This is a genomic window from Mesorhizobium sp. M0029 (assembly GCF_040323735.1).
Lineage (GTDB): Bacteria > Pseudomonadota > Alphaproteobacteria > Rhizobiales > Rhizobiaceae > Mesorhizobium.
Genome location: NZ_JAMYVF010000002.1, coordinates 69243 through 85831, shown reverse-complemented (window position 1 = coordinate 85831; position 16589 = coordinate 69243). Strand labels below are relative to the sequence as shown.

Genomic DNA, 16589 nt, shown 5'->3' with positions numbered 1-16589 from the left:
AAAACACCATGACCATGAGCTATTACACACTGGGCAACAGCGGCCTGCGCGTCAGCCGGCTGGCACTGGGCACCATGACCTTTGGCACCGAATGGGGCTGGGGCGCGGACAGGGAAACCGCGCGCGCCATGGTCGACGCCTATGTCGAGGCCGGCGGCAATTTCTTCGACACCGCCGACCTCTACACCGGCGGCACAGCCGAAACCTGGCTCGGCGAATTCATCGCCGAGCGGGGCTTGCGCGACAAAGCGGTGATCGCCACGAAATTCACCTTCAACGCGGAGCCCGGCAATCCGAACGCCGGCGGCAATGGCCGCAAGAACATCTTGCGCGCCGTGGACGCCTCGCTGAAGCGGTTGGGCACTGACTATATCGACCTCTACCTCCTCCATGTCTGGGACGGGCTGACGCCGGCCGAGGAGGTCATGCGCACGACGGATGATCTCGTGCGTGCGGGCAAAATTCGCCATGTCGGCCTGTCCGATGTGCCGGCCTGGTATGCTGCCCGCGCGCAGACGATCGCCGAGTGGCGCGGCTACGAGCCGGTGTCGGCCCTGCAGCTTGAATATTCGCTGGCGGAGCGTTCGATCGAAAATGAGTTCGTGCCCTTCGGCACCCGCCATGGCGCAGGAATCATGGTGTGGAGCCCGCTGGCCAGCGGGCTGCTCAGCGGCAAGTACCGGCCGACGCAGGACGGCCATGTCGGCCGGCTCGACGGCTTTCGCAACACCACTCATCCGGGGTTCCAGAAATTCACCGAGCGCAACTGGGCGATCGTGGCGGAACTCGAAAAAGTGGCCGCCGAACTCGGACACAGCATGGCGCAGGTCGCGCTCAACTGGGTGGCAACGCAACCGGGCATCGCCACCGTGATTCTTGGCGCCACCAAGCTGGCACAGTTGCAGGACAATCTGGCGGCGTTGGATTTCACTTTACCCGCCGAGCTTCGCGCGCGGCTGGATACGGTCAGCAAGACACCGCCGCCATTCCCGTACGCCTATTTCGGGTCCGACATACAAGCCCGGGTTACCGGCGGCGCCGTGACCGGCGACAAACCGTTGGGTTATGCGCCGCCGCTGCTGGTCGAGGGCGACGCCGTCAGCATCACCAGCAACTGACGGGCCGCGACGGGAAGGCGGAATTCGGCGAGGGGCGCGGCGTCCCAGCGCGGCGCCCTTCGTGTATCGGAACTCGGCATCGCGCCAGCGGCGGCGCCCGCGCGAGGGCGGCCTGCCCAGGCTGCCACACGCAATCAATGACGAGGTCCAGATGACGGCAAAGCCCCTCTATCGACGTGTCCTGCTGAAAGCCTCGGGCGAAGCGTTGATGGGCGAGCAGCATTTCGGCATCGACGTCTCGGTGGTCGACCGAATCGCCGCCGACATCGCCGAAGCCCGCGCGCTTGGCATCGAGGTCGGCGTCGTCATCGGCGGCGGCAATATCTTTCGCGGCGTGGCGGTGGCATCCAAGGGCGGCGACCGCGTCACCGGCGACCACATGGGCATGCTGGCCACCGTCATCAACTCGCTGGCGCTGCGCACCTCGCTGAACAAGATCGGCGTCGATGCCGTCGTGCTGTCGGCCATCGCCATGCCCGAACTGTGCGAGAGTTTTTCCCAGCGCCAGGCCACCGCCTATATGAACCAGGGCAAGGTCGTCATTTTCGCCGGCGGCACCGGCAATCCGTTCTTCACCACCGATTCGGCCGCGGCCTTGCGCGCCGCCGAGATCGGCGCCGACGCGTTGTTCAAGGGCACCCAGGTCGACGGCGTCTATTCGGCCGATCCCAAGAAGGATCCGAATGCGACCCGCTTCGAGCGCATCAGCCATGCCGAAGTCATCAACAAGGGCTTATCGATCATGGATACCGCCGCAATTGCACTTGCGCGCGAAAACAACATCCCGATAATCGTCTATTCGATCCACGAAAAAGGTGGTTTCGGCGATATTCTGCGGGGCGGCGGCCGTTGCACGATCGTCGCCGACGAATAATCCGGAGTATACTCTCCAAAAAGGGATCAGTTTTCGAAAGAGGGTCGGAATATGGGCCCTAAGCAGTGAACCCGGATCAAACGGGTCGAGGAGACTAAGATGAGTGGTGAGTTCGACGACCTCAAGCGGCGCATGGATGGCGCGATCGCCGCCTTCAAGCACGATTTGGCTTCGCTGCGCACCGGCCGTGCCTCCAGCAATCTGCTCGACGCCATCCAGGTCCAGGCCTACGGCACCACCATGCCCATCAACCAGGTGGCGAACGTGTCGGTGCCCGAGCCGCGCATGATTTCGGTTTCGGTCTGGGATAAGTCGATGGTCGGCGCGGTCGACCGTGCCATCAGAGAATCCAATCTCGGCTTCAATCCGATCGTCGACGGCACCAATCTCAGAATTCCGCTGCCCGAGCTCAACGAGCAGCGCCGCAAGGAACTGGTCAAGATCTCGCATGGCTACGCCGAGAACGCCCGCGTCGCGGTGCGCCATGTCCGTCGCGACGGCATGGACTTCTTGAAGAAGGCCGAAAAGGACGGCGACATCAGCGAGGACGATCAGCGCAAGCGCTCCGATCAGGTCCAGAAGCTGACCGACGAGACGATCAGCACCATCGATCACCTGCTTTCCGATAAGGAAGCTGAAATCATGCAGGTTTAGGGTCGGCCCACACCGGCCCGAAAGCGAGACAATGGCAACGCCCGCGCATGTCGCGATCATCATGGATGGAAACGGACGCTGGGCCAAGGCGCGCGGCATGCCGCGGCTTGCCGGCCATCGCGCCGGCGTCGAAGCGCTGCGCAAGACGGTGCGCGCCGCGCCCGGTCTCGGCATTTCCTTCCTGACCGTCTACGCCTTTTCGTCGGAAAACTGGTCGCGGCCCAAGGCCGAAGTCAGCGACCTGATGGGGCTTTTGAAACTGTTCATCCGCCGCGATCTGGCCGAACTGCACCAGAACGGCGTGCGCGTCAGGATCATCGGTGACAGGGCGGGGCTGCAGCCGGACATCAGGGGCCTGCTGGAAGAGGCCGAATCGCTGACTGCGCGCAATGAATCGCTGACCTTGGTCATCGCCTTCAACTATGGCGGGCGCGACGAGATCGTGCGCACGGCACGCAAGCTCGCAGCCGCAGTGGCGCGCGGCGAGATCGACGCAGAGGCGATCACGGCAGACACTTTTGCCGGCGCCCTCGACACCGCAGGCATTCCCGATCCGGAGCTGGTCATCCGCACCAGTGGCGAGCTTCGGCTGTCGAACTTCCTTCTGTGGCAGGCAGCCTACAGCGAACTGGTTTTTCTGCCTTGCTACTGGCCTGACTTCAGCCGCGAACACCTGGCCGACGCATTGCGCGATTTTGCTGGCCGCGAGCGCCGTTTTGGCGGGCTTGCCGCTCAAGATGTCGCTGCCTCGTGATCGGCGGCGGGATGAACAATCTTCAGCTTCGCATCGTCTCGGCGCTGGTGCTGGCCGCAATAGCGCTTGGCCTGACCTGGTTGGGAGGGCTGTGGTTCCGCCTGCTTTGCGCCGGGATATCGGCGGTCATCTTCTATGAATGGGCGCGCATGTCGCGCCCCTTGGCCGGTGCGACCCTCGGCTTCATTCCCGAAGCGCTGCTTCTGTTTTTCGTCGTCGCCCTGGTTGCAGGCGTGCCGGCATCGTGGCTTCTGTCTCTTGTCCTGGCCATGGTTGTGGTCGCTGCTATCGGCGCCCGTATGCGTGGAGCGGCGCAATGGGATGCAGCCGGTCTTGCCTACGCGGCTTTGTCCGGCTTATCGCTGGCGCTGCTGCGCGGCGGCGACCATCCCGGCCTGGTCGCAATCCTGTTTCTGTTCGCCGTGGTCTGGGCGACCGACATCTTCGCCTATTTCGTCGGCCGCTCCGTCGGTGGGCCCAAGCTCGCGCCATCTATATCCCCCGGCAAGACGCACAGCGGCGCGCTTGGCGGCGCTGTCGGCGGCGTGGCCGCCGGCGTGCTTCTGGCTGCCTCCGCCGGGGCCGGCAATCTTGGCGTCCTCGCCTTGGTTGCGCTGGTGCTGTCGATTGTTGCCCAGGCTGGCGATCTCTTCGAATCCTGGGTCAAGCGCCGCCACGGCCGCAAGGATTCAAGCGCGTTGATACCCGGGCATGGCGGTGTCATGGACAGGGTGGACGGGCTTGTCGCGGCGGCTTTTGCCCTATACGTGATCGGCTGGATTTCGGCGGGCGCCGATCATCCGGCGCAGGGGCTGTTTCCGGCTTGAGTGATATTTCACGGCGAAGAAATGGCGCACGCCACGGATTCGCCTGGATTGATGTCACAGTCGCGGCGACACCTTTTGCCGCGGGTGAATTTGAGGGCATGACTTGAACGAAATTCTTCACGCGTTTTTCAGCACGGAAGGCTTTGTCCTCGGCACGCTGGTGCCGTTTCTGTTCGTGCTGACCGTGGTCGTCTTCATTCACGAAATGGGCCATTACCTGGTCGGCCGCTGGTGCGGCATTGGCGTGAAGGCCTTTTCGATCGGCTTCGGCCCCGAACTTCTCGGCTTCAACGACAGCCACGGCACGCGCTGGAAGCTCTGCGCCATACCGCTCGGCGGTTATGTCAAATTCGTCGGCGACATGAGCGCCACGTCGAGCCAGCCGAGTTCGGAAGATCTGGAAACGCTGACTGACGCTGAACGCAAGGTCGCCTTCCACACGCAACCCATCTGGAAACGCGCCGCCACGGTGGTGGCCGGACCGCTGTTCAACTTCCTTTTGACCATTGCCGTCTTTGCCGTGCTGTTTTCCCTCTACGGCCGCCCTGTGTTTGAGCCGATGGTGGCGGCAGTCACTGCCGGCAGTCCAGCCGAAAGGGCCGGCATTTTGCCAGGCGACCGATTCGTCGCCGTCGACGGCAGCAAGGTTGAGACCTTCGCCGACGTCCAACGCCTGGTCTCAGGCCGCGGCGGCGACGCCATCACCTTCACCATGTTGCGCGACGGCAAGGAGGTCACCGTCGTCGCGACGCCGGAGCCGATGGAGCAGCTGGACGCGCTGGGCAACAAGGTCAAGGTGGCCGTCATCGGCGTCGTCAACAACAAGGATGTCGGCCAGCCCAGGCTGATCACCTACAGCCCTGTCGGAGCAGTCGGCGCCGCGGTCGAGGAGACGGGGCACGTCATTCAGCGCACCGGCCAGTTCCTGCAGCGATTCGTTGTCGGCCGCGAAGACAAATGCCAGCTGGGCGGCCCTATCAAGATCGCCAAGATGTCGGGGCAGGCGGCAAAGCTGGGCTTCCTATGGCTGGTGCAACTCGTCGCCGGGCTGTCCGTCGGGATCGGAATTCTGAACCTTTTGCCGATTCCCCCCCTCGACGGCGGCCACCTCCTGTTCTACGCACTCGAAGCCGTTTTCCGGCGTCCGGTATCGGAGCGGATGATGGAAATGGGATACCGGGCCGGCCTCTTTCTGGTGCTGGGATTTATGGGCTTCGTCTTCTGGAACGATCTGTTTGGGTGCTGAAATCATGAAGAAATTTGGCTTCAGCACCGGCAATGTTGAGACGCCGTTTACCATGCACGGGGGTATGCGTGACGCGAAAGCCACGCATCAGGGTTAAGTAATTACAAATTAACCAGAAGCCTTGCGTGTAGGGAAAATCCGGTTAATACGGTAGGAGAAATTACCGCACGTCCGGTTTTCTCGCCGTGGGGACTTCGAGAAAAGGTACAAAAGCCCGATGAAGGCAGCATCCAAATTTTTGAGCGCCGCGTCCGCGGTGGCTATGTCCGCCGCTCTGGTTGTACCAGGTGCGCTCGCCGTGCAGTTCGTTGCCACATCTGCGGCGCAGGCAGCCGTTGTCTCGAGAGTCGAGGTCAGCGGCAACCAGCGTGTCGACGCCGACACCATCCGCAACTACATCACGATCAAGCCGGGCAAGGCGTTTTCCAGCGCCGATATCGACGATGCGGTCAAGGCGCTGTTCGGCACCGGGCTGTTCTCGGACGTGCAGATCAATCAGGTCGGTTCGACGCTGGTGGTCAAGGTTGCCGAATATCAGGTCGTCAACCAGGTTCTGTTCCAGGGCAACAAGAAGCTCAAGGACAATGCGCTGGCAGTCGCCGTGCAGTTGAAGCCGCGCGGGACGTTCTCGCAGGCAACGCTCGACTCCGATGTCGAGGCGGTGAAGGCTGCCTACAGGCGAATTGGCCGCGATGACGCCACTGTCACGACGCAGATCATGGATCTCGGCGACAACCGGGTGAACGTGGTCTTCAACATCAACGAAGGCGGCCGCACCAAGATCGCCGCAGTCAATTTCGTCGGCAACAGCGCCTATTCGAGCCGTCGCCTGTCCGACGTCATCGCCACCAAGCGCTCGAGCTTCCTGTCCTTCGTGCTGCGTGACGACGTCTATGACGAGGACAAGCTCCGCGCCGACCAGGAATCGCTCCGCCGCTTCTATTACAATCACGGCTATGCCGACTTCCAGGTGGTCTCAGCTGTCGGCGAGCTCGACGACACGACCAACCAGTACACCGTTACCATCACCGTCCAGGAAGGCGACCGCTATACGTTCGGCGACGTCAGCGTCGAGAGCACCATTCCCGAAGTCGATTCGAAGGCGCTGGAATCGGTGGTTCAGACCCGCAAGGGCGACGTCTACAACGCCAAGGATGTCGAGGACACCATCATCGCGCTGACCGAAAAGGTCGCGGGTTCGGGCTATGCCTTCGCCCAGGTGACGCCGCGCGGCGATCGCAACTTCGAGAACCACACCATTTCGGTCGTCTATACGATCGACCAGGGCACCAAGGCCTATATCGAGCGCATCGAAATCCGCGGCAACGACCGCACGCGCGACTATGTCATTCGTCGCGAATTCGATGTCAGCGAAGGCGACGCCTTCAACCAGGTTCTCATCCAGCGCGCGAAGAAGCGGCTGGAAGCGCTGGATTATTTTGAGAAGGTCGACATCTCGACTGTTCCCGGTTCCGAGCCTGACCAGGTCGTGCTCGTGGTCGACGTAGTCGAGAAATCGACCGGCGAGTTCTCTGTCGGCGCAGGTTATTCGACCGGTGGCGACACTGCCGGTCCGTCCGTCGAAGGATCGGTTGCGGAGCGCAATTTCCTCGGTCGCGGCCAGTACATCAAGGTCTCGGCCGGCGGCGGCAAGAATTCGCGCGACTACAGCCTGTCCTTCACCGAGCCCTATTTCCTCGGGCGCCGTATCGCTGCCGGTTTCGATATCTTCCAGCAGACGCGAAATTATTCGGACTACGACAGCGAGACGCTGGGCGCGACGGTTCGCTTCGGCCTGCCGATCACCGATAATATCTCGACGCAGCTAGCGTACAATATCGCGCAGGAAAAGTATAAATATGATGATGACTGCTTGACCAGCGGCGCCTATGATCCCTCGAAATGCGACGTTTCTGCCGCAATTCGAGAGGGTATTGATGAAAGCCCTTGGATCAAATCGTCCGTCAGCCTCGGCTTGGTCTACAACACCATAGACGACATGAAGAGCCCGCATGAAGGCATCTACGCTACCACGACCGTGGAAGCGGCCGGCCTTGGTGGCGATGCCAAATTCGTCAAGGTTACCGGTCGCGGCACTGTCTACCAGACGCTGTCCGAACAGCTGGATCTGGTCGGCCTGATCTCGGGCGGCGCTGGCCATATCGCGGGCTATGGCGATAATGGCCTGCGTATCTTCGATCAGTTCAAGAGCAGCGACCGCATGATCCGCGGCTTCGAGTATGGTGGCATTGGCCCTGTGGATATTGCAACAGGTGACCACCTCGGCGGCACCACCTATTTCAATGCTTCGGCGGAAGCTCAGTTCCCGATACCGGTCATTCCGGAAAGCTTTGGCGTGCGTGGCGCTGTGTTTGCTGATGCCGCCACACTGTACGGCAGCAAGATTGATACTCCTGGCGTCACTCAGGCCTCGGTTGATATGAAGTTGCGCGCGTCGGTTGGTGTCGGCTTGTTGTGGTCATCGCCCTTCGGCCCGATCCGCATCGACTACGCGATGCCCGTCAAGAAGGAAAAGACCGACGACGTGCAGGAATTCAACTTCGGCATGTCGAGCCGCTTCTGATCTTGCGGTAACGATGCTTCCGGGCCGTTGGGGTCCGGAAGAGAATTGATCCGACCTAGCTGGATATTGCTTCTGGAATGACCGATCCGGTGTTCTTCGCGCCATCACGCCGGTATACGGCCGGCGAAGTCGCGAATCTGACCGGCGCATCGCTTGTCGATTCCGATCTTGCCCACATATCGATCGATGCGTTGGCGCCAGCGAACGAAGGCGGCGAGGGTGCGCTCGTCTTCGTCGACGGCAAGCGCAATTTCGCGCTGATGCAGTCGCTGAAGGCGGCGGCCGTGTTTTGTCCCGCCGAGTTCGCGGGCAAGGCGCCGGCCGGCATCGCGGTTCTGGTGCATCCGCGCCCGCAGCAGGCCTTCGCCATGATCGGCCGGCTGCTGTTCCCGACAGCGGCTACGCCGGGGCCGATGACCAGCGAAACCGGGGTCTCGCCGCAAGCTCATGTCGATGCCACGGCGCATATCGAGGCCGGGGCGATCATCGAGGCCGGAGCGGTCATCGGCCCCCGCGCTTCCATCGGCAGCGGAACGGTCATTGCCCCCCACGCCGTTATCGGTCCGTCATGCCAGATCGGCCGTGACGGCTACATTGGGCCGGGTGTCAGTGTTCAGTATGCGCTGATCGGCAACCGCGTCATCATTCATGGCGGCGCCAGGATAGGCCAGGACGGCTTCGGCTTTGTCGGCGGCGCCAAAGGCCCTGAGCGTGTGCCGCAGGTCGGCCGCGTCATCATCCAGGACGATGTCGAAATCGGCTCGAACACGACCGTCGATCGCGGCGCCATGTCGGATACGGTCATCGGTCAGGGCACCAAGATCGACAATCTGGTGCAGATCGCCCATAACGTTCGCATCGGCCGCAATTGCATTATTGCCGGGCTCTCTGGTATTTCCGGCTCCGTCACCGTCGGCGACGGTGTCACCATGGGCGGCGGCGTTGGCCTTGCCGATCATTTGACCATCGGATCAGGGGCCAAGCTTGCTGCAAGAAGCGGGTTCATGAGCAACGTGCCGGCGGGCGAGATCTGGGGAGGCTATCCGGCGCAGCCGATGGCGGAAGCCATGCGCGAGATCGCCATGCTGAGGAAGCTCGCCAGGACGCGCAAGCAGGGCGAAGGGGGAAGTAGCTGAGATGGTGCCGGCGACGCTCGAAGCGGTCGATATATTGGGGTTGATGAAGCTTTTACCGCATCGCTATCCCTTCCTGATGATCGATCGCATCATCGAAATCGACGGCAATGATTCTGCCATCGGCATCAAGAACGTGACCATCAATGAGCCGCATTTCCAGGGCCATTTCCCGGATCAGCCGGTGATGCCGGGCGTGCTCATCGTCGAGGCCATGGCGCAGACCGCCGGGGCGATCTGCATCCGTAACCTCAACACGGAAAAGCCGTCGCTGGTCTATTTCCTGACCATCGATAATGCGAAATTCCGCAAACCGGTCGTCCCGGGCGACCAGTTGAAAATCCACGTCAAGAAAATCAAGATGCGCGGCAACCTGCTCAAATTCGCCTGCGAGGCCATGGTGGAGGGCACAAAGGCCGCCGAAGCCGAGATCTCGGCAATGATGGTTACCGGCTGACGGTTCGAAATGCTCATGAAAATACAGACTTCAATCCACCCCTCGGCCGTCATCGAGGCCGGCGCGCAGATCGGCGAAGGCGCCGCAATAGGACCTTTCTGCTATGTCGGCGCTGACGCCGTGATCGGTGACCGCGTCGAACTGGTCAGCCATGTCTCGGTGCTGGGCGCGACAACCATTGGCGCCGCGACCAAGGTCTATCCAATGGCGACACTGGGCGGACCGCCGCAGAACACCAAGCACAAGGGCGGCCGCACCACTTTGGTCATCGGCCAGAACTGCACGATCCGCGAAGGCGTGACCATGCATCTCGGCACCGATTCCAGCCGCGGCGAGACGACCGTCGGCGACAACGGCAATTTCCTTGCCTATGCCCACATTGCCCATGATTGCGTCGTCGGTAAAAACGCCACCTTCGCCAATGGCGCGACCCTGGGCGGCCATTGCGAGGTCGGTGACAGCGTCTATATTGGCGGCCTCAGCGCCGTTCATCAGTTCGTGCGTGTTGGTGACAACGCCTTTCTCGGCGGCTGCTCGGCTTTTGTCGGCGATGTCATTCCCTACGCCATTGCGGTGGGCAATCGCGCCAGCCTGCGTGGACTCAACATCATCGGCCTGAAGCGCGCGGGGTTGCCGCGCGCCGAAATCTACCTGCTGCGCAAGGCTTACAAGACCATCTTCGACCGCTCCCGCACTGTCGGCGAGAACATCGAATTCGCCAAGGCCGAGTTTGCGTCGTCGCCGACGGCCATGAAAATCATCGATTTCATCACCAGTCGCGGCAAGCGGCATTTTGCCGTCCCGTCGCTTAAGGGTGGCGACGGCGACGATGCCGATGACGAGGGCTGAGGCCACTTCAACGGGCCTCGATCTTGCGCCGGACGCCAGGGTCGGCATCATTGCCGGCGGCGGTAGCTTGCCGGTCGAAGTTGCCGCCGGCCTGGCGGAGGCCGGACATCCGCCCGTCATCATCCTGGTCGAAGGTCAGGCCGACCGTCAGTCCGAGCTCACAATCTATGAGCATGAAAGCCTTGCGCTGGAAGACATCGGCTCGCTGGTTGCGTTGCTGAGGCGCCGGCGGATCACCCATCTTGTGCTTGCCGGCGAGATCAGGCGCAGGCCGCGGTTGGTCGACATGCGTCCGAACCTTGGGCTACTGGCACTTATACCCTCGCTCGCCATGGCGCTTGCCCGCGGCGATGACGGGCTGTTGAAGATATTGACCCGCGGCCTGGAGGCACGGGGCGTCAAGGTTGTCGGTGCACATGAAGTCGTGCCCCGGCTCGTCGCGGCCGAAGGGCCGCTGACCAAAGCAGTGCCGCGAAAGTCCGACTGGCGCGATATCGAGGCGGCACACGCGGCGGCAAAGGCCATCGGCGCGCTCGACATTGGTCAGGCGGCAATTGCCATCGGTGGCCGCACTGTTGCCCTGGAAGGCGTCGAGGGCACCCACGGACTGCTCGAGCGGACGCAGCAGTTGCGCGGCCATGGCAGGCTGGCCGGCAAGACGCGCGGTGTCCTGGTCAAATGCGCCAAGCCTGGCCAGGAATTGCGTGCCGATCTGCCATCTATTGGCCCCCAGACCGTCGAGGCGGCGCATGCCGCGGGGCTCGCCGGCATTGCCGTCGAAGCCGGCCGTTCGCTCATCCTCGAAGGCCCCGCCGTTCTCGCGCGCGCCAATGCGCTCGGCCTGTTCGTGTTCGGCCTGCCGGCTGCGGAGTCTGTCCATGGCAGGTGAGAAGCCGCTGAAGATTGCCATCGTCGCCGGTGAAGAATCCGGCGACCTGCTGGGCGCCGACATCGTGCAGGCGCTGAAGCGCATGACCGGGCGCGAGGTGCAACTCGTCGGCACTGGCGGGCGGCATCTGCAGGCGCTCGGACTGGCGCCGCTGTTCGACGGCGCCGAGATCGCGCTGATGGGGCTCAGCGCCATCCTGCGTGACTTGCCGCGCCTGATGCGGCGGATCAGCCAGACGGCAAGTGCTGTTGCCGCCGAAAAACCCGACTGTCTGATCACCATCGACAGCCCCGATTTCTCGCTGCGCGTCGCCAAAAAGATCCGCGCCGCCGATCCGTCGATCCCGATCGTCCATTATGTCTGCCCGAGCGTCTGGGCGTGGCGGCCGGGTAGGGCGGCCGCGATGAAGCCGTATGTCGACCACATACTGTGCATCCTGCCTTTCGAGGTAAAGGAGCTCAGCCGTCTCGGCGGCCCGCCCGGCACTTACGTCGGACATCGCCTCACGCATGATCCAGGCGTGCTGGGCGCGGCCAGGGCGCAAGCCCAGCCACGCGATCTCTCGGCCGATCACGTCAAGACGCTGCTCGTCCTGCCAGGGTCGCGGCGCGGCGAGGTGAGCCGGCTTATCGGTCCGTTCGGCGAGACGGTGTCGGCGCTGCGCGCGCGTGGCCACCGGCTGCGGCTGTTGCTGCCGACGGTGCCGCATGTCGCCGAACTGGTCAAAACATCGGTGGCGCGCTGGGATCAGGAGCCGGAAGTCATCCTCGATCCCGAGCGCAAGTGGCAGGCCTTCGGCAAGGCCGATGCGGCGCTGATCGCGTCAGGAACGGTGTCGCTGGAACTGGCGTTGTCGGGTGTACCGATGATCTCTTGCTACAAGTTCGATCCGATCATGCTGATGGCGCAGAGCCTGATCACGGTGTGGAGCGCCGCTTTGCCCAACCTTATTGCCGACCGGCCGGTCGTGCCGGAAAGCTACAACCAGTATGTGCGGCCGCACTATCTGGCGCGGCAACTCGAGGCACTGTTTTCAGACACCGCCTACCGCGCCTGGCAAAAGGACGGCTTTGCCGAAGTTGCCAGGCGCATGGCCACCGACAGGCCCTCCGGCGACATCGCCGCCGATGTCGTTCTTCGCCACATCGGGAGAGCGAATAGGCCTTAGTGAATAGTGAATAGTGAATAGTGAACAGTGAACAGTGAACAGTGAACAGTGAACAGTGAACAGTGAACAGGATTAACGCGCTCTCGCCTATAATCAAGCTGCTACTTACTACCTGCTACTTACTACCTGCTATTCACTACTTACCATTCACCCTGTTTCACCTTTTCGCAATCGGCACGTAGTCGCGTTCCGGCGCGCCGGTGTAGAGCTGGCGCGGACGGCCGATCTTCTGGTGGGGATCCTCGATCATTTCCTTCCACTGCGCGATCCAGCCGACGGTGCGCGCGACCGCGAACAGCACGGTGAACATGGTGGTGGGGAAGCCCAGCGCCTTCAGCGTGATGCCTGAATAGAAATCGACGTTCGGATAGAGCTTCTTTTCGATGAAGTAGGAATCGGTCAGCGCGATCTTTTCCAGCTCCATGGCGATGTCGAGCAGCGGATCGTCCTTGATGCCGAGTTCGCCGAGCACCTCATGCGCCGTCTTCTGCATGATTTTCGCACGAGGATCGTAGTTCTTGTAGACGCGATGGCCGAAGCCCATCAGCCGGAACGGATCGTTCTTGTCCTTGGCGCGGGCGATGAATTCGGGGATGTGGTCGACATGGCCGATTTCTCCCAGCATGTTGAGCGCCGCCTCATTGGCGCCGCCATGCGCCGGGCCCCACAGGCAGGCGATGCCGGCGGCGATGCAGGCGAACGGATTGGCGCCCGACGAGCCGGCAAGCCGCACCGTCGAGGTCGAGGCGTTCTGCTCGTGGTCGGCATGCAGGATGAAGATGCGCTCCATGGCGCGCGCCAGCACCGGGTTGATCTTGTATTCCTCGCACGGCACCGCAAAGCACATATGCAGGAAGTTGGCGGCGAAGTTCAGCTCGTTCTTCGGGTAAATGAAGGGCTGGCCGATATGGTATTTGTAGGCCATAGCCGCAATCGTCGGCATCTTGGCAATCAGCCGCATCGAGGCGACCATGCGCTGGTATGGGTCCGAAATGTCGGTGGAGTCGTGATAGAAGGCCGACAGCGCGCCGACCACGCCGCACATCACAGCCATCGGATGGGCGTCGCGGCGAAAGCCGGTGAAGAAGCGCGACATCTGCTCATGCACCATGGTGTGGCGCGTTACCCGGTAGTCGAAATCGTCCTTCTGCGCCTTGGTCGGCAGTTCGCCGTAGAGCAGGAGGTAGCAGACTTCGAGGAAGTCGCCATGCTCGGCCAGCTGGTCGATGGGATAGCCGCGGTGAAGCAGGATGCCGGCATCGCCGTCGATGAAGGTTATCGCCGACTCGCAGCTCGCCGTCGAGGTGAAGCCGGGATCGTAGGTGAAGGCGCCGGTGGTGTTGTAGAGCGCACCGATGTCGATGACGTCGGGCCCGACCGAGCCGCTCCGCACCTTGAATTCATGCGTCTTGCCGGCCAGTTCGAGCGTGGCAGTCGACGGGTGCGTCGTCTTGCTGCCGGTTTCCAGTCTCGTCGCAGCTTCGCTCATTCTCAAACTCCTTCATGTTCCTCATGCCGGCAAGGCAATTCCTGCAAACGACACGTCGAAATCACCGGAATGCGCGAACTCGCCACCGCATTTTGGGAGGTGCGTGCCAGATTGGGCCAAGGCCTAATGTTGCACTGCGAAACCCGCCTTTCAATGCCAATCTTTTTGGGCCAGCTCGCTCCTAATCGATTTGATCCGCAATCCGCGCCAGGCTTTCCTCGCGGCCAAGCACGGCAAGCACGTCGAACACGCCGGGCGAGGTGCTACGGCCGGTAAGGGCCGCCCGGAGCGGTTGGGCCACGGCGCCGAGCTTGTGGCCGCCGGCCGCTGCGAACTCGCGCACCGCGGCTTCAGCCGCGGCAGCCGACCAATCGCCCGAAACAGTCTGCAAAGCGGCATGTGCGCCGCGCAGGATCGCGCGCGCGTCGGCACTGAGCAGTGCTGCCGCCTTCTCGTCGATCGGCAGCGGCCGCTCGACGAACAGGAAGGCCGCGCCATCGGCCAGTTCCACCAGCGTCTTGGCGCGCTCTTTCAGGCCCGGCAAGGCGGCCAGCAGCTGCGCCTTCCTGGCGTCGTCGAGACGGGCGGCGATAGCAGATCCGCCTTCGAGGTATGGCAGAGTGGCGACGAAAATGTCGAACAGCTCGGTATCGGCCATCTTGCGCATATGCGCGCCGTTGATTGACTCGAGCTTGGCGAAGTCGAAGCGCGCCGCACCCTTGTTGACATCGCCGATGTCGAACCACGAAATCATGTCCTTGATCGACATGATCTCGTCGTCCCCATGGCTCCAGCCGAGCCGCGCCAGATAGTTGAGCAGTGCCTCGGGCAGATAGCCCATGGCGCGATAAGCCTCGACACCGAGTGCGCCGTGCCGCTTCGACAGCTTGGCGCCGTCGGCGCCGTGGATCAGCGGGATATGCGACATCGACGGGACGTCCCAGCCCATGGCGTTGTAGATCACCGTCTGGCGCGCGGCGTTGGTCAGATGGTCGTCGCCACGGATGATGTGGGTGACGCCCATGTCATGGTCGTCGACGACGACGGCATGCATGTAGGTCGGATTGCCGTCCGAGCGCAGGATGATGAAATCGTCGAGGTCCTTGTTGGGGAAGCGCACCTCGCCCTGCACACGGTCGTGCACCACGGTTTCGCCCTCGGTCGGCGCCTTGATGCGGATGGCGCCCTTGACGCCGGGAGGCGCCTCCGAGGGGGCACGATCGCGCCACGCGCCATTGTAGCGCGGCGGCAAGCCCTTGGCGCGTGCGGCCTCGCGCATCGCCTCGAGCTCGGCAGGCGTCTCGTAGCTGTAATAGGCCTTGCCCAGGCGCACCAGCTCCTCGGCCACCTCACGGTGGCGTGGCGCGCGCTCGAACTGCGATATGGCCTCACCGTCCCAGGAAAGGCCGAGCCAGGTCAGCCCATCCAGAATGGCCTGTGTCGCCGCCTCGTTGAAGCGTTCGCGGTCGGTGTCCTCGATGCGCAGCACCATCGTGCCGCCGGTGTGCTTGGCGTACAGCCAGTTGAACAGTGCGGTGCGCGCGCCGCCTATATGCAGATAGCCGGTGGGCGAGGGGGCAAAACGGGTGACGACCGTGTCGGACATGGAACTCTCGGGAACCTTGGAAAGCGGAGCGTGATCGCGCGGACTTTCGCGCTTTGCGCGTTCATGTAGCATAGGGGGTCTGGGGCGCAAGGGGCAGACCCGATGGCTGGACGTGGCCGGGGCACGTCGGCAATTATCGGTTGCGTCAACTGGCGCTGGAGCCTCGTAGCACAAAATCTGTTCGCACCCTCCGCGCAACCTTGTTTGGCAGCAGCGTCAATGTCTGGGTTTCATTCGGCTGCAGCGTCCGTCACAGTGGCTGGAACATCGCTGCGACGGTGGTAGCCCCCTCTGACGAGCGGACATTTCTTCACGGATGCGGCACTGCCCGACTACAACGCCGCCGTGACAGCGTTGGCTTGGTCACGCATATTGACCTTTCTGCAATCATTATCGTGAACACCGCAACTGTGTGCAGGCCGGTCTCGCCACGAAGGAGGCATGATTGAAAGAAGGACTACCGATGACCGAAAACGCCGACCATACGGAGGGTGATCCGTTCTACCATGGTACCCGGGCGGATTTGAAACCCGGGGATCTGCTGAGCGTCGGCCACCCTTCCAATTTCAGAGGTAAACCACTGTCATGGATCTATTTCACCCAGACACTGGAAGCCGCCATCTGGGGAGCAGAGCTTGCAACGGGTGACGGTCGTCAAAGGATTTACATCGTAAAGCCGACGGGGTTTTTTATGGATGACCCTAACCTGACCGACAAAAAATTTCCCGGTAATCCGACGAAATCCTACCGCTCCCGTGATCCGTTGCTCATCCTGGGTGAACTCGGTGAATGGCAGGGTCATACACCGGAACAATTGAAGGCAATGCACGATGGGCTTGCTCGCCTGAGAGCGGAGGGCCAGGATATGATTGAGGATTGAGCGTCCTTGCCAGGTGATGGTCGATTCCGGCGCGGTGGACGTGATCACGCGGACTTTCGCG

At 62.4% G+C, this 16589-nt stretch carries 15 protein-coding genes; 13 read left to right on the top strand and 2 right to left on the bottom strand.

Annotated elements, in window-relative coordinates; genetic code table 11:
• Positions 1–8: 8 nt before the first annotated feature.
• The 12 genes from NKJ76_RS03525 (at position 9) to lpxB (ending at position 12553) form a co-directional block, all read left to right on the top strand.
• The gene (locus NKJ76_RS03525; RefSeq protein ID WP_023724378.1) at positions 9–1118 is read left to right on the top strand and encodes an aldo/keto reductase; all 1110 of its coding nucleotides are present in this window, start codon (positions 9–11) and stop codon (positions 1116–1118) included.
• Positions 1119–1269: 151 nt separating this feature from the next.
• Positions 1270–1992: a UMP kinase gene (pyrH, locus tag NKJ76_RS03520; protein ID WP_023671026.1), complete on the top strand. Its 723-nt coding sequence runs from the start codon at positions 1270–1272 to the stop codon at positions 1990–1992.
• Between the two features lie 99 nt (positions 1993–2091).
• Entirely contained in the window at positions 2092–2646 is a 555-nt protein-coding gene (gene frr, locus NKJ76_RS03515) for a ribosome recycling factor (protein WP_023671027.1), read from the top strand.
• 31 nt (positions 2647–2677) lie between these two features.
• The gene (locus NKJ76_RS03510) at positions 2678–3400 is read left to right on the top strand and encodes an isoprenyl transferase (protein ID WP_023748403.1); all 723 of its coding nucleotides are present in this window, start codon (positions 2678–2680) and stop codon (positions 3398–3400) included.
• A gap of 11 nt (positions 3401–3411) precedes the next feature.
• Positions 3412–4227: a phosphatidate cytidylyltransferase gene (locus NKJ76_RS03505; RefSeq protein ID WP_023724379.1), complete on the top strand. Its 816-nt coding sequence runs from the start codon at positions 3412–3414 to the stop codon at positions 4225–4227.
• Positions 4228–4330: 103 nt separating this feature from the next.
• On the top strand, positions 4331–5473 hold the full coding sequence (gene rseP / locus NKJ76_RS03500) for an RIP metalloprotease RseP (RefSeq protein WP_023688578.1): 1143 nt from the start codon (positions 4331–4333) through the stop codon (positions 5471–5473).
• Positions 5474–5690: 217 nt separating this feature from the next.
• The gene (bamA, locus tag NKJ76_RS03495; RefSeq protein WP_023724380.1) at positions 5691–8057 is read left to right on the top strand and encodes an outer membrane protein assembly factor BamA; all 2367 of its coding nucleotides are present in this window, start codon (positions 5691–5693) and stop codon (positions 8055–8057) included.
• A gap of 77 nt (positions 8058–8134) precedes the next feature.
• Positions 8135–9193 carry a UDP-3-O-(3-hydroxymyristoyl)glucosamine N-acyltransferase gene (lpxD, locus tag NKJ76_RS03490; protein ID WP_023724381.1) on the top strand — a complete coding sequence of 353 codons (1059 nt, stop codon included), beginning with the start codon at positions 8135–8137 and terminating at the stop codon, positions 9191–9193.
• A 1-nt stretch (position 9194) separates the two neighbouring features.
• Entirely contained in the window at positions 9195–9647 is a 453-nt protein-coding gene (gene fabZ / locus NKJ76_RS03485) for a 3-hydroxyacyl-ACP dehydratase FabZ (RefSeq protein ID WP_023684696.1), read from the top strand.
• A gap of 15 nt (positions 9648–9662) precedes the next feature.
• The gene (gene lpxA / locus NKJ76_RS03480) at positions 9663–10496 is read left to right on the top strand and encodes an acyl-ACP--UDP-N-acetylglucosamine O-acyltransferase (RefSeq protein ID WP_023706235.1); all 834 of its coding nucleotides are present in this window, start codon (positions 9663–9665) and stop codon (positions 10494–10496) included.
• Positions 10483–11385, top strand: coding sequence for an LpxI family protein (locus tag NKJ76_RS03475; protein WP_023724382.1), 903 nt, complete (start codon positions 10483–10485; stop codon positions 11383–11385). The genes lpxA and NKJ76_RS03475 overlap by 14 nt, the downstream gene beginning before the upstream one ends.
• Positions 11375–12553 (top strand): lipid-A-disaccharide synthase, encoded by a 1179-nt coding sequence (gene lpxB / locus NKJ76_RS03470; RefSeq protein WP_352536780.1) that lies wholly within the window; start codon positions 11375–11377, stop codon positions 12551–12553. Before NKJ76_RS03475 ends, lpxB begins: the two co-directional genes overlap by 11 nt.
• A gap of 157 nt (positions 12554–12710) precedes the next feature.
• On the opposite strand, the gene gltA is transcribed toward lpxB, so the two are convergent.
• Together gltA and gltX are read right to left on the bottom strand one after the other, a co-directional pair.
• Positions 12711–14042, bottom strand: a complete 1332-nt coding sequence (gene gltA, locus NKJ76_RS03465; protein WP_023671037.1) for a citrate synthase — start codon at positions 14040–14042, stop codon at positions 12711–12713.
• Positions 14043–14223: 181 nt separating this feature from the next.
• Entirely contained in the window at positions 14224–15648 is a 1425-nt protein-coding gene (gene gltX / locus NKJ76_RS03460; protein ID WP_023696561.1) for a glutamate--tRNA ligase, read from the bottom strand.
• 463 nt (positions 15649–16111) lie between these two features.
• Here gltX and arr point away from each other — a divergent pair, with 463 nt between their 5' ends.
• The gene (arr, locus tag NKJ76_RS03455) at positions 16112–16528 is read left to right on the top strand and encodes an NAD(+)--rifampin ADP-ribosyltransferase (protein ID WP_023688571.1); all 417 of its coding nucleotides are present in this window, start codon (positions 16112–16114) and stop codon (positions 16526–16528) included.
• Positions 16529–16589: the final 61 nt, after the last annotated feature.

What these genes read in the sequence shown, in the direction of transcription:
- NKJ76_RS03525 (WP_023724378.1), top strand. Translation starts at nt 9, where the DNA reads ATGACCATGAGCTATTACACACTGGGCAACAGCGGCCTGCGCGTCAGC.
- pyrH (WP_023671026.1), top strand. Translation starts at nt 1,270, where the DNA reads ATGACGGCAAAGCCCCTCTATCGACGTGTCCTGCTGAAAGCCTCGGGC.
- frr (WP_023671027.1), top strand. Translation starts at nt 2,092, where the DNA reads ATGAGTGGTGAGTTCGACGACCTCAAGCGGCGCATGGATGGCGCGATC.
- NKJ76_RS03510 (WP_023748403.1), top strand. Translation starts at nt 2,678, where the DNA reads ATGGCAACGCCCGCGCATGTCGCGATCATCATGGATGGAAACGGACGC.
- NKJ76_RS03505 (WP_023724379.1), top strand. Translation starts at nt 3,412, where the DNA reads ATGAACAATCTTCAGCTTCGCATCGTCTCGGCGCTGGTGCTGGCCGCA.
- bamA (WP_023724380.1), top strand. Translation starts at nt 5,691, where the DNA reads ATGAAGGCAGCATCCAAATTTTTGAGCGCCGCGTCCGCGGTGGCTATG.
- lpxD (WP_023724381.1), top strand. Translation starts at nt 8,135, where the DNA reads ATGACCGATCCGGTGTTCTTCGCGCCATCACGCCGGTATACGGCCGGC.
- fabZ (WP_023684696.1), top strand. Translation starts at nt 9,195, where the DNA reads ATGGTGCCGGCGACGCTCGAAGCGGTCGATATATTGGGGTTGATGAAG.
- lpxA (WP_023706235.1), top strand. Translation starts at nt 9,663, where the DNA reads ATGAAAATACAGACTTCAATCCACCCCTCGGCCGTCATCGAGGCCGGC.
- NKJ76_RS03475 (WP_023724382.1), top strand. Translation starts at nt 10,483, where the DNA reads ATGACGAGGGCTGAGGCCACTTCAACGGGCCTCGATCTTGCGCCGGAC.
- lpxB (WP_352536780.1), top strand. Translation starts at nt 11,375, where the DNA reads ATGGCAGGTGAGAAGCCGCTGAAGATTGCCATCGTCGCCGGTGAAGAA.
- gltA (WP_023671037.1), bottom strand. Translation starts at nt 14,042, where the DNA reads ATGAGCGAAGCTGCGACGAGACTGGAAACCGGCAGCAAGACGACGCAC.
- gltX (WP_023696561.1), bottom strand. Translation starts at nt 15,648, where the DNA reads ATGTCCGACACGGTCGTCACCCGTTTTGCCCCCTCGCCCACCGGCTAT.
- arr (WP_023688571.1), top strand. Translation starts at nt 16,112, where the DNA reads ATGACCGAAAACGCCGACCATACGGAGGGTGATCCGTTCTACCATGGT.